The sequence below is a fragment of the Vibrio vulnificus CMCP6 genome (assembly GCF_000039765.1).
GTDB classification, from domain to species: Bacteria; Pseudomonadota; Gammaproteobacteria; order Enterobacterales; family Vibrionaceae; genus Vibrio; species Vibrio vulnificus_B.
Genome location: NC_004459.3, coordinates 3,145,032 through 3,157,242, shown reverse-complemented (window position 1 = coordinate 3,157,242; position 12,211 = coordinate 3,145,032). Strand labels below are relative to the sequence as shown.

The 12,211-nt window shown below is 46.2% G+C and carries 14 protein-coding genes and 1 riboswitch; of the genes, 11 read left to right on the top strand and 3 right to left on the bottom strand.

Going from position 1 to position 12,211, the window contains the following annotated elements; genetic code table 11:
• Positions 1 to 93: 93 nt before the first annotated feature.
• A complete protein-coding gene (locus VV1_RS14650) occupies positions 94 to 984 on the bottom strand; it encodes a YvcK family protein (protein ID WP_011080890.1) in 891 nt (296 codons plus the stop codon).
• A gap of 176 nt (positions 985 to 1,160) precedes the next feature.
• A riboswitch (molybdenum cofactor riboswitch) is annotated at positions 1,161 to 1,311 on the top strand.
• On the opposite strand from VV1_RS14650, the gene moaA reads away from it, so the two are divergent.
• The 11 genes from moaA to VV1_RS14595 all read left to right on the top strand — a co-directional run bounded on the left by moaA (position 1,300) and on the right by VV1_RS14595 (position 11,332).
• Positions 1,300 to 2,289: a GTP 3',8-cyclase MoaA gene (moaA, locus tag VV1_RS14645; RefSeq protein WP_039553216.1), complete on the top strand. Its 990-nt coding sequence runs from the start codon at positions 1,300 to 1,302 to the stop codon at positions 2,287 to 2,289. (Overlaps the previous riboswitch by 12 nt.)
• Positions 2,290 to 2,369: 80 nt before the next feature.
• Entirely contained in the window at positions 2,370 to 2,882 is a 513-nt protein-coding gene (gene moaB / locus VV1_RS14640) for a molybdenum cofactor biosynthesis protein B (RefSeq protein WP_011080888.1), read from the top strand.
• Between the two features lie 10 nt (positions 2,883 to 2,892).
• Positions 2,893 to 3,372, top strand: a complete 480-nt coding sequence (gene moaC, locus VV1_RS14635; protein WP_011080887.1) for a cyclic pyranopterin monophosphate synthase MoaC — start codon at positions 2,893 to 2,895, stop codon at positions 3,370 to 3,372.
• Positions 3,369 to 3,614: a molybdopterin synthase sulfur carrier subunit gene (gene moaD, locus VV1_RS14630; protein WP_011080886.1), complete on the top strand. Its 246-nt coding sequence runs from the start codon at positions 3,369 to 3,371 to the stop codon at positions 3,612 to 3,614. The genes moaC and moaD overlap by 4 nt, the downstream gene beginning before the upstream one ends.
• A 1-nt stretch (position 3,615) precedes the next feature.
• Positions 3,616 to 4,071 carry a molybdopterin synthase catalytic subunit MoaE gene (moaE, locus tag VV1_RS14625; protein WP_011080885.1) on the top strand — a complete coding sequence of 152 codons (456 nt, stop codon included), beginning with the start codon at positions 3,616 to 3,618 and terminating at the stop codon, positions 4,069 to 4,071.
• 556 nt (positions 4,072 to 4,627) lie between these two features.
• On the top strand, positions 4,628 to 6,259 hold the full coding sequence (locus VV1_RS14620; protein ID WP_011080884.1) for an ABC transporter substrate-binding protein: 1,632 nt from the start codon (positions 4,628 to 4,630) through the stop codon (positions 6,257 to 6,259).
• 103 nt (positions 6,260 to 6,362) lie between these two features.
• Positions 6,363 to 7,283 carry an oligopeptide ABC transporter permease OppB gene (oppB, locus tag VV1_RS14615; RefSeq protein ID WP_011080883.1) on the top strand — a complete coding sequence of 307 codons (921 nt, stop codon included), beginning with the start codon at positions 6,363 to 6,365 and terminating at the stop codon, positions 7,281 to 7,283.
• Positions 7,284 to 7,300: 17 nt separating this feature from the next.
• Positions 7,301 to 8,203 carry an oligopeptide ABC transporter permease OppC gene (gene oppC, locus VV1_RS14610; RefSeq protein WP_013572108.1) on the top strand — a complete coding sequence of 301 codons (903 nt, stop codon included), beginning with the start codon at positions 7,301 to 7,303 and terminating at the stop codon, positions 8,201 to 8,203.
• A 28-nt stretch (positions 8,204 to 8,231) separates the two neighbouring features.
• Positions 8,232 to 9,203 (top strand): ABC transporter ATP-binding protein, encoded by a 972-nt coding sequence (locus tag VV1_RS14605; protein ID WP_013572107.1) that lies wholly within the window; start codon positions 8,232 to 8,234, stop codon positions 9,201 to 9,203.
• On the top strand, positions 9,200 to 10,195 hold the full coding sequence (oppF, locus tag VV1_RS14600; RefSeq protein ID WP_011080880.1) for a murein tripeptide/oligopeptide ABC transporter ATP binding protein OppF: 996 nt from the start codon (positions 9,200 to 9,202) through the stop codon (positions 10,193 to 10,195). Before VV1_RS14605 ends, oppF begins: the two co-directional genes overlap by 4 nt.
• A 186-nt stretch (positions 10,196 to 10,381) precedes the next feature.
• Positions 10,382 to 11,332, top strand: coding sequence for a glutathione S-transferase family protein (locus tag VV1_RS14595; protein WP_011080879.1), 951 nt, complete (start codon positions 10,382 to 10,384; stop codon positions 11,330 to 11,332).
• Positions 11,333 to 11,429: 97 nt separating this feature from the next.
• Here the strand turns inward: VV1_RS14595 and VV1_RS14590 are convergent, their stop codons facing one another.
• Complete coding sequence (locus VV1_RS14590) at positions 11,430 to 11,822, bottom strand: GspS/AspS pilotin family protein (protein WP_011080878.1); 393 nt, start codon at positions 11,820 to 11,822, stop codon at positions 11,430 to 11,432.
• Positions 11,822 to 12,118: a YciI family protein gene (locus VV1_RS14585; protein ID WP_011080877.1), complete on the bottom strand. Its 297-nt coding sequence runs from the start codon at positions 12,116 to 12,118 to the stop codon at positions 11,822 to 11,824. Before VV1_RS14585 ends, VV1_RS14590 begins: the two co-directional genes overlap by 1 nt.
• Positions 12,119 to 12,211: the final 93 nt, after the last annotated feature.

Here is a 12,211-nt window from a genome sequence, read left to right as displayed (position 1 = left end):
GCTCGTAGATACGAGCCGTTTTACTATCAAAATACATGGGACTTACTGAGTCCTACTTACTGAGTTCTAAGTAATGCTTCGTATGCTCAATCGCTATTCGGTGAGCTGTTGTTCTATGGCGAGGCGTAATTTTTTACGGTCATGACGCCAATCGCGATTGGCGGAAGCCAAGGATTGGGTGACGAAGTGCCATTGATCTTTCAATTCTGGGTGTTCGGTATCTCCGAGCACCACATCAATTTTTCTGCCTTGGCAGGCGCGCTCGCACCACTCCAATTTCTGCTCAAAGCTCATTCGGCCTGCTGGGCCAAACTCTGGGCTTAGGTTTGCGACAAAGATCAATTTGGCTTTGGTGTTTTTGGCAATCGCTTTGCCAAGTTCAGGCAGCAACAATGGCGGCATAATGCTGGTTAGAAAACTGCCGGGGCCAAGGATGATGGCATCGGCTTCTTCAAGGGCGGTAACAGCTTCTTTGGTGGCCGGCACTTCTGGGGAGAGATCTAAGCGGCGCAAATCCGTTTCCATTTCATCCACATTCGTCTCTCCGGTTACCCAGCGTCCATCTGTCGAAAGGGCGGTGAGATCGGAGGGATGTTCGGACATTGGTAAAATATTGACTTCGACTTTCAATAAATCTCGAACCAGATTGATGGCATCTAAAGGGCGGACAGAAAGGTTATCTAGGGCCGTCAACATTAGGTTACCAAGGTTGTGTCCATCCAATTCACCGCTTCCTTTAAAACGGTATTCGAACATCATCGAGCTGATCGAAGGTTCGGTGATCAACTGATTGATGCAGTTGCGTGTGTCCCCCCACGCAATGCCCCCTTGGCAGTGGCGGATGCGACCAGTTGAACCACCATTATCGGTAGTGGCGACGATGCCTGTCGCGTTACTGCCAAAATCCTTGAGTGCAGCCAACATCCTTCCTAGACCGTGACCTCCGCCAACGGCAACAACTTTTTTGGAAGCGTATATGTTCATTCTCTTCTTCTTATTTTTTCATAACCAACTACAATTTAGAGTATCCCGTTAATATCAGGTACTCACAAGGTGGTAAATTGTGGCTTTAGTGAGGTTTTTCTCGTTTAGAGCTAGATTCCACTACAAATATTAAGTATTTTATCGAGCAAAGCTACCACTTGAACGAACAAGTTCAAGGGTTGCCATAACTCCGAGCTTAACTTGCTAAGTTATTTTATTTCAATGATGGAATGATAAGCAGCTTAAGCCAGTGACATGATGTCACAAGGGCGTAATTGGAAATGACTACGCCTCCCGTGTTTGGAAAGGTGTTCCGTGGCGCAACAATTCGAAGATAGATTCCACCGCAAATTCTATTACTTGCGTTTGTCTGTGACGGACGTGTGTAATTTCAAATGTACCTATTGTCTGCCTGATGGTTACCAACCTTCGGGGCAGAAAAACTCGTCTTTTTTAAACCTCTCTGAAATCCGTCGAGTCGTTAAGGCTTTTGCTGACTGTGGCACAAGTAAAGTGCGCATTACTGGCGGAGAGCCAAGTCTGCGTAAAGATTTTACTGACATTATCCACACGGTCGCATCAACTCAAGGCATTAAGCGAGTTGCCACTACCACCAATGGCTATCGAATGGAAAAGCATATTGGAGAATGGAAAGAAGCAGGTTTAAACCAAATTAATGTCAGCGTGGATAGCCTTGACCCACGTATGTTCCATCAAATCACTGGCGAGAATAAATTTCACCAAGTGATGTCGGGGATTGATCGCGCGTTTGAAGTGGGTTTTGAACAAGTGAAAGTCAACGTTGTGTTGATGAAAGATCTCAACCACAACGAGTTACCTGCTTTTTTGCACTGGATTAAGCATCGCCCGATCCAATTGCGTTTTATCGAACTGATGCAAACGGGTGAGATGGACACTTTATTCCAACAACATCATGTCTCCGGTGTGGCGATTCGCAATCATCTGATCGCAAATGGCTGGTTACTGAAAGTGAAGGCGGCTAATGATGGCCCTGCGCAAGTGTTCGTTCACCCTGATTATCAAGGTGAGATTGGTTTGATCATGCCTTACGAAAAAGACTTTTGTGCGAGCTGTAACCGCTTACGAGTTTCTGCAAAAGGCAAATTGCATTTGTGTCTATTTGGTGATCGAGGCGTCGAGCTGCGCGACCTGCTGCAACAAGACGATCAAGAGTCTGATCTCATTGCCCGAATTCAGTCGGAGTTACAGACTAAATCTGTCAGCCATTTCTTAAACGAAGGTCAGACGGGCATGACGCCGCACTTAGCATCTATTGGCGGCTAATACAGAACAAAGAATACCTCTAAGGCGGTCACGATGATGACCACCGATAACGCTATTAACTCAAGAGAAAAGGTGAACACATGGGTCACGCTGAAAGTAAATTCCAACCAGCGAATATCGCTGTTCTAACTGTTTCTGATACACGCACGGAAGAAAATGATACTTCTGGTGCGTACCTCGTCGAAAATGCAAAAGAAGCAGGCCACAACGTGGTCGACAAACAAATTGTCATCGATGACATGTACAAGATTCGTGCGATCGTCTCTCAATGGATCGCAGATGAAAACGTGCAAGCGATCATGATCACTGGTGGTACCGGATTCACTTCTCGCGACAGTACTCCAGAGGCACTGAAACCGCTTTTTGATAAAGAGGTTGAAGGTTTTGGTGAGTTGTTCCGTCTGGTTTCTTATGAAGAAATTGGCACTTCGACGATTCAATCTCGCGCGATTGCCGGTTTTGCAAATCATACAGTGATTTTTGCTATGCCTGGCTCAACGGGGGCTTGTCGTACGGGTTGGACTAAAATCATCAAGCAACAATTGGATGCGAGCCATCGTCCTTGCAACTTTATGCCTCACCTGAGCGTATAAAGGAGAGCCCATGAGCCAGTTTACTCACATCAACGCCTCTGGCGAAGCAAACATGGTGGATGTGTCTGCCAAAGCTGAAACGGTACGCGAAGCACGTGCGGAAGCGTTTGTGCATATGGCACCAGAGACATTACAGCTGATTGTTTCTGGTCAGCATCACAAAGGGGATGTGTTTGCCACGGCGAGAATCGCAGGCATACAAGCGGCGAAGAAAACTTGGGATTTGATCCCATTGTGTCATCCGTTATTGCTTTCAAAAGTTGAAGTGCAGTTACAAGCCATCGAAGCTGAAAATAAAGTGCGTATTGAATCTGTGTGTAAGCTGGCAGGCAAAACGGGTGTGGAGATGGAAGCGCTGACCGCGGCGTCTGTCGCGGCACTGACAATTTACGATATGTGTAAAGCGGTACAAAAAGACATGGTGATTGGCCCCGTGCGTTTGCTAGAGAAAACGGGTGGCAAGTCTGGACACTTTAAGGTGGAAGCATGATTAAGGTTTTATTCTTTGCTCAAACCCGTGAGCTGGTGGGTGTGGATTCAGTCGATGTAGAGGCGAACTTCGACACCGTTGAATCACTTCGAGCACATTTAGCAGAGCAAGAAGGTAAGTGGTCACTTGCTTTAGAGGCTGGGAAATTGCTTGCTGCAGTCAATCAGTCGATTGTTCCACTGGAAACAACACTGCAAGATGGTGACGAAGTGGCCTTTTTCCCTCCCGTGACAGGGGGGTAGCGTGGATAATCGTATCTCAGTTCAAGTCGAAGATTTCGACATCGCAGCAGAATATGCGTGGTTGTCACAGGGGAGCGCGGCAGGCGCTGTGGTGACTTTTGTTGGCAAGGTGAGAGACATGAACTTGGGCGATAATGTCACGGGCCTAAGTTTGGAGCATTATCCAGGTATGACGGAAAAAGCGCTGGGTGAGATTTGTGATCAAGCCGAGCAGAGATGGCCGTTGCTGAATGTCCGTGTTATCCATCGAGTTGGAGACCTCAATATCGGTGATCAAATCGTGTATGTTGGGGTGTCGAGTGCACATCGCGGTGCGGCGTTTGAGGCTTGTGAGTTCATTATGGATTATCTCAAGACCAAAGCGCCTTTCTGGAAAAAAGAACGTACAACTGAAACGACTCGATGGGTTGAGTCTAGAGAGTCTGATGCCCAAGCGGCTGAGCGTTGGCAATCATAGCGGTTTCCGCTATATGCTAAATTTGTGATTCAAAGCGATGGTTCGACCCATCGCTTTTGTTATTTTGCTGTGACAGAGCAGTTTGTTGTGACCGAACAAATGCTCTAACAATTTTTCCTTCTTCAATTTCCGTTCGGTGAGTCTCTTCACACTCTTCAATTTTCTGACAATACAATTCCCACAATTCGTTAGACGTCATGTGTCGTAAATGTTAATTTTTGGCTAATTATCTAGCACAAGATGCTGGTATGTGGTTATTTTTTAGATTTATTGGCACTTATAGCTATGGCTGATTGGTCTGGTAAATGAAAATAACCATAAGAAATTAATATACTGGCATAAGGTGCTATTTTCGTGGCGTTCAGTCAGGATTATTGAGTTTTTTGCTACATTTTTATGGCAAATTACTTCAATGATTGCTAATGTGTGCCGCAATCTTTGCAATGCTTTTAGTTGTTTTGTTTTCTAAAACGCAGCTAAAAAGTTCTAAAACACTGCCGTTCTGGTGTTTTGGCAAAGAAGTCATGGATGCAAATATAAAACTTGGAGTTTATGCATGTATAAGAACAAAATCACCCAAGCACTTCTTCTTGGTGCTGGTCTAACACTCGCAACTACCTCTCTTTCTGCTCTTGCCGCAGACGTACCAGCTGGAACTAAATTAGCAGCAAAACAAGAACTCGTTCGTGGTAACGGTACTGAGGTTGCTACTATCGACCCGCACAAATCTCAAGGCGTGCCAGAGTCGCATGTAATTCGTGACCTATTGGAAGGTCTAGTAAACCAAGATGCAGACGGCAACACCATTCCTGGTGTCGCAACGAGCTGGGAAACGACGGACAACAAGACCTTTACTTTCCACCTACGTAAAGATGCAAAATGGTCTAACGGCGACCCTGTTACCGCGCAAGATTTCGTATACAGCTGGCAACGTGCTGTCGATCCAGCAACAGCATCGCCATACTCTTGGTACATGGAATACACCAAGATGAAAAACGCGAAAGACATCGTTGCAGGGAAGAAAGACAAGTCTGAGCTTGGTGTAAAAGCGGCTGACGATTACACGCTAGTGATTGAGCTTGAAACGGCGGTTCCTTACTTTGTGATGATGACTGGCCACACCACCATGAAACCAGTACACAAAGCAACGGTAGAGAAGTTTGGTGATCAATGGACTAAGCCAGAAAACTTCGTCGGTAACGGTGCGTTTGTTGTAGACAAATGGGTTGTTAACGAACGTTTAGAAATGGTTCGTAACACCAAGTACTGGGATGACTCTAAGACAGTGATCAACAAAGTCACTTTCCTACCAATCGAAAACGCGGTTGCAGAAATGAACCGTTTCCTTTCGGGTGAAATTGACTTTACATCAACTCTACCAACTGAACACTTCAAGCGTCTGAAAAAAGAACACCCAGAATCGGTTTCTGTTGAAGGCAGCCTATGTACTTACTACTACTCTTTCAACACGAAGAAAAAGCCGTTTGATGACGTACGTGTACGTAAAGCGATCTCTTACGCGATTGACCGTGACATCGTAGCAAACGCGATCTTAGGTCAGGGTCAGAAGCCTGCGTATTTCCTAACGCCAGAGATCACTGCAAACTTCAACCCAGAACTTCCTGAGTACGGTAAAATGTCTCAGAAAGAGCGTAACGCAGAAGCGGCTCGCCTACTTGAAGAAGCGGGTTACGGCAAAGGCAACCCTCTGAAGTTTACTTTGCTTTACAACACCAACGAAAACCACAAGAAGATCGCCGTTGCGCTCGGTTCTATGTGGAAGAAAACACTTGGTCTAGATGTTAATCTTGAAAACCAAGAGTGGAAAACTTACCTATCTACTAAAGATCAAGGTGATTTCGAAGTGGCACGCGCCGGTTGGTGTGGCGACTACAACGAAGCATCTTCGTTCCTAACTCTGATGGTGAGCGCGAATACAACGGGTGGTCAGCACTGGGGTAATGCAGAGTATGATGCTCTGATCGACAAAGCGCTGAAGTCAACATCTGAAGCAGAGCGTACTGCGCTGTACTTGGATGCTGAAAATCTGATGGCAAAAGATATGCCTATCGCACCAATCTACCAATATGTACGTTCGCGTCTACTAAATCCACGTGTTGGTGGTTTCCCATCAAACAATGCGGAAGAGAAGATCTACTCAAAAGATCTCTACATCATCGCGAAGTAATCACCTAAGCTGATAACTATAAAAAATAGAGACACTGCATGTGGTATAGCCGCATGCAGCGTCTAATTTCATTTAAACTGTCACAGACTGAAAGAGTGAGTTTATGCTTAAATTCATCATTAAAAGGATCTTTGAGGCGATTCCAACCATGTTGGTTTTGATCACCGTATCTTTCTTTCTTATGCGTTTCGCACCAGGTAACCCATTTTCAAGTGAGAAGCCACTTCCACCTGAAGTTATGGCCAATATCGAAGCCAAATATGGCCTAGATAAGCCGGTGATCGAACAATACACCACTTACTTATTTAACGTTATTCAGGGCGATTTTGGCCCGTCGTTTAAATACCTTGACTATTCAGTAAACGAATTGATTTCCGTTGCGTTGCCGGTATCGGCGAAAGTTGGTTTCATTGCGTTTATCTTTACCGTTATTCTCGGGGTCACGGTCGGCACCATTGCCGCACTCAAACACAATACTTGGGTGGATTACACCATTATGTCTACGGCCATGATTGGTGTGGTTATGCCATCGTTTGTGTTAGCCCCCGCGCTGATCTATCTCTTTGCGCTGCATTGGGATCTGTTCCCGGCAGGCGGTTGGCATGATGGCGGTCTGAAGTATCTTGTCCTACCGGTTATCGGTATGTCGCTGCTTTATGTCGCGACCTTCGCACGTATCACTCGTGGTTCGATGATCGAAACGCTCAACAGTAACTTTATTCGTACAGCTCGAGCGAAAGGGTTGAGCTACCCTTACATCATCGTAAAGCACGCACTCAAACCCGCTATGTTGCCTGTGGTTTCTTACATGGGTCCAGCGTTTGTCGGCATTATTACCGGCTCTGTTGTTATCGAAACCATCTTTGGTCTACCAGGTATTGGTAAGCTATTTGTTAACGCCGCATTTAACCGTGACTATTCGCTGGTTATGGGCGTAACGATTCTGATCGGTTTCTTGTTTATTCTGTTCAACGCCATTGTAGATATTCTGTTGGCGATGATTGATCCGAAAATTCGCTACTAACAGGGACGTATATGGTTATGTTGACGAAAAAAGAGAATCTGGAAGCGCTTGAGAAGTTTTCAGAAAACCTAGAAATTGAAGGCCGCAGCTTATGGCAAGATGCCCGCATTCGCTTTATGCGCAACAAAGCTGCGATGGTGAGTTTGTTTATCCTTATGGTGATGACACTTGCTGTCATTTTCCTACCAATGCTAGCACCTTTCACGTTTGATGATACTGACTGGTATGCCATGCACGTTGGACCAAATGCTGAGCATTGGTTTGGTACGGATAGTTTAGGCCGAGATTTGTACGTCCGTACCTTGATTGGTGGTCGTATCTCGCTAATGGTGGGTGTACTTGGTGCATTGGTCGCGGTTACGATTGGTACGCTCTACGGCGCGGCCTCAGGTTTTATTGGTGGCCGTACTGACCGTATTATGATGCGTATTCTTGAAATCCTTTACGCAGTGCCTTTCATGTTCCTTGTTATCGTACTGGTGACATTCTTCGGCCGTAACATTGTGCTTATCTTCGTGGCTATCGGTGCGATTGCTTGGTTGGATATGGCGCGTATTGTACGTGGTCAAACACTGAGCTTACGTAGCAAAGAGTTTATCGAAGCCGCCCACGTTTGTGGTGTGAGCAAGTGGAAGATCATCACTCGCCACATTGTGCCAAACGTACTTGGCATTGTTGCGGTTTACTCAACACTATTGATTCCGAGCATGATTCTGACTGAATCTTTCCTTTCATTCCTTGGTCTTGGGGTTCAAGAGCCAATGACAAGTTGGGGCGCACTTCTACAAGAAGGCTCTCAAACAATGGAAGTGGCTATTTGGCAGTTGGCTTTCCCAGCCCTGTTCATGGTTGTCACTCTATTCTGTTTCAACTACGTCGGTGATGGCTTGCGCGATGCGCTGGATCCAAAAGACAGATAATTAGAACGATAAGATTAAGGAAGCAATGATGAGCTTATTAGATGTCAAAGATCTGCGCGTCGAATTTACCACGCAAGATGGTATCGTGACCGCAGTAAACGATTTAAATTTCTCACTCAATCAGGGTGAAACACTCGGGATCGTAGGTGAGTCAGGTTCAGGCAAATCGCAAACCGTATTTGCGATCATGGGTCTGCTGGCCAAAAACGGTATTATCTCAGGCAGCGCAAAGTTCGAAGGTAAAGAAATTCTGAACTTGCCAGAGAAAGAACTGAATAAAGTTCGTGCTGAACAGATTGCGATGATCTTCCAAGATCCGATGACCTCTCTGAACCCCTACATGAAGGTGAGCGATCAGCTCATGGAAGTGTTGATGCTGCACAAAGGCATGGGCAAAGCAGAGGCGTTTGAAGAGTCTGTGCGCATGTTAGAAGCGGTTAAGATTCCAGAAGCTCGCAAGCGTATTACCATGTATCCACACGAATTTTCGGGTGGTATGCGTCAGCGCGTGATGATTGCGATGGCGCTATTGTGCCGTCCTAAATTGTTGATTGCCGACGAGCCGACGACCGCACTTGACGTAACGGTTCAAGCACAGATTATGGATCTGCTCAACGAGCTGAAACAAGAGTTCAACACTGCCATCATCATGATCACTCATGACCTTGGTGTCGTGGCTGGCTCTTGTGACAAAGTGCTGGTTATGTACGCCGGTCGTACCATGGAATATGGCACTGTTGACGAAATTTTCTACAACCCAAGCCACCCATATGCGGAAGGTCTGCTTAAGGCGATCCCACGTTTGGATACCGAAGGTGAGATTCTGCCAACCATTCCTGGTAACCCACCAAACCTACTGCGCCTACCACCTGGCTGCCCTTACCAAGAGCGTTGCCATCGCGTAATAGATCGTTGTAAACGTGAAGCGCCAATCTTGACCCCATTTGCCGATGGTCGTCAGCGTGCGTGTTTTTCTGAATGGGAGGCTTGGACAAAATGAGTGCACAAGAGAAAAAAATCCTACTGGATGTAAAAGACCTTAAAGTTCACTTTAGCATTGCATCCAAGTCGGCATGGCCATGGAGCAAACCGTCGAGTCTTAAAGCGGTTGACGGTGTGAATATTCGTCTTTATGAAGGTGAAACCCTTGGTGTAGTGGGCGAGTCCGGTTGTGGTAAGTCTACTTTCGCGCGTGCCATCATTGGTCTGGTGAATGCGACTGAAGGTGAAGTGGTATGGCTAGGTCAAGACCTCACTAAGATGAAAGAAGTGCAACGTCGCGAAACACGCAAAGACATGCAGATGATTTTCCAAGATCCGCTTGCCTCGCTTAACCCACGTATGACCATCGGTGACATCATCGCTGAGCCACTAGAAACCTTCTACCCTGAACTTGGTAAGCAGGAAGTGAAGTCTCGCGTGAAAGAGATGATGGCCAAAGTAGGTCTGCTACCCAACGTGATTAACCGCTACCCACACGAGTTTTCTGGTGGTCAGTGTCAGCGTATCGGTATTGCACGTGCTCTGATCCTGAATCCGAAAATGATCATCTGTGATGAACCGGTTTCAGCACTTGACGTATCTATTCAAGCTCAGGTAGTTAACCTTTTGAAAGAACTGCAAAAAGAGCTAGGCCTTTCTTTGGTGTTCATTGCGCATGACCTTTCGGTGGTAAAACACATTTCTGATCGTGTTTTGGTGATGTACTTGGGTAATGCGGTTGAACTCGGCACCTCTGAAGCCTTGTTTGCGGACCCTAAACACCCATACACACGCGCATTGATGTCGGCTGTGCCCATTCCAGATCCAAAGTTGGAGCGCGCGAAAACCATTCAAATGCTTGAAGGCGACCTGCCTTCACCGATGAATCCGCCGTCTGGTTGTGTGTTCCGCACTCGTTGCCCACAGGCAACAGAGGCGTGTGCGCAAACCAAACCAACGATTCAAGGTAATGACACACACGCAGTGTCTTGTTTACATGTAGAGATGTAACGTAATTCAGCCTGTGACGGGCTTAAGCGCGGTTTCTTTATGAGCCGCGCTTTTTTTATCTCTATTATTTGAGTTCAATCTTGCCTTGTCGGTGATACGTTCAAATTTTTCGAATATCACTTGCAAATATTAGCGCTTAATAAATCACGTCCTTTTCCTATACTGAGAAAAAAGTGAGGAGGGTTCATGGGCAAATTAATTGAAGGGGTATGGCACGACGTTTGGTACGATACAAAGCAGACCAAAGGAAAGTTCGTGCGTGAAGATGCAGGATTTCGTGACTGGATTGAAAATAAACCACAAGCACCCTTTCAGCCGGAATCGGGTCGCTATCACCTTTATGTTTCGTTAGCTTGCCCTTGGGCACACCGAACGCTGATTTTCCGCAAATTAAAGGGGCTGGAAGAGCATATTGATGTCACCGTGGTTTGCCCTGACATGCTCAGTGATGGATGGAAGATGGGGTTGCCAGAGCCCTTGTTTGGTCATACCAAATTGCATCAAATCTATACCCAAGCAAAACCTGATTATACTGGGCGAGTGACGGTTCCCGTTCTTTGGGACAAGAAAACCAATACAATCGTGAGCAACGAATCATCGGAAATCATTCGCATGTTTAACTCGGCGTTTAATCAACTGACGGGGAATCAAGATGATTACTATCCAGATTCATTACGTGAGGTGATCGAAGAGTGGAACGCCTTCATTTACCCCAACATCAACAACGGCGTTTATCGTTGTGGGTTTGCCACGACGCAAGAGGCTTATGAAGAAGCGTATAACGCTCTTTTTTCTGCACTCGATCGTGTGGAGCATCATCTCGCGACGCATCGTTACTTAGCGGGCAGCCAAATGACTGAAGCCGATTGGCGCCTGTTCACCACACTGATCCGCTTTGATGCGGTGTACGTTGGTCATTTTAAGTGTAATCAAAAGCGTATTGCGGATTACCCCCATCTTAATGGCTACATGAAAGAGCTGTATCAGATCGAAGGGATTGCTGAAACGACAGATTTCTACCACATTAAACGCCATTACTATTTTAGTCACATTGGGATTAATCCAACGCAAGTTGTGCCATTAGGCCCCAATTTGGATTTGGACAGTGACCACGGTCGTGAGGGCATTGGACGTTAGGGAATTTGCGATCAGATGTCGTGAAGTGAACTTAAATAAAACGGAGGTCATGACCTCCGTTTTTGCTGTTATTGAGCGCGGCTTTCGAAGCAAGCCGCTATTGTGGCTGACAGCTAGCCGCCGTCACCATCTCATCGATGATCAGTTGCCCACGAGAGTTGCGAATTTTGATGCGATACATCAGCCCCATATCGAGTTGGTTTCGCACGGTTGCGTCTTCACAGTATTTACTTACGCTGGTGGAAAGCAGCTCTTGTGTCGGTTTTGCACCAGTCGCGTCGGTGTTGTAGATCATCATGATCTCAACAATGTTTTTCGATGATGAAATACGCATGACTTTAAGTGGACCGTATTCAATCGGTAATCCCGCCGAGAGTACGCCAGCGCGGTTAGACGCCATGAGCTCTAATTGGCGCTCTTTCTCACCATTTGAAGAACAGCCCGCTAATGCCAACAACACTAACGATGCAGAGAGTACTTTTTTAAACATTAGAACACTTTCTTGAAAGGTTTAACGATCACATTGGCATAAACACCCGCTGCGATATAAGGATCGGCATCCGCCCAGGCTTGAGCTTCTTGCAAAGAAGGAAACTCAGCGATCACGGTAGAACCTGTGAAACCTGCTTCACCAGGGTTGTCAGAGTCGATGGCTGGCATCGGGCCTGCAGTTAATAGACGTCCTTCGTCTTGCAATGCTTGCAATCTCTCTAGGTGTTGTGGGCGCACACTAAGGCGTTTTTCCAACGAATTCTCAACGTCCTGAGAAAAAATGACATACCACATTCTCTTTTCCTTTCTAATGGTGATACTAACTTGGCCTAATCTATCTCAATTACAGGGAGTTAGAACAGCTAAATTCGAGAAACTGTGAAACTC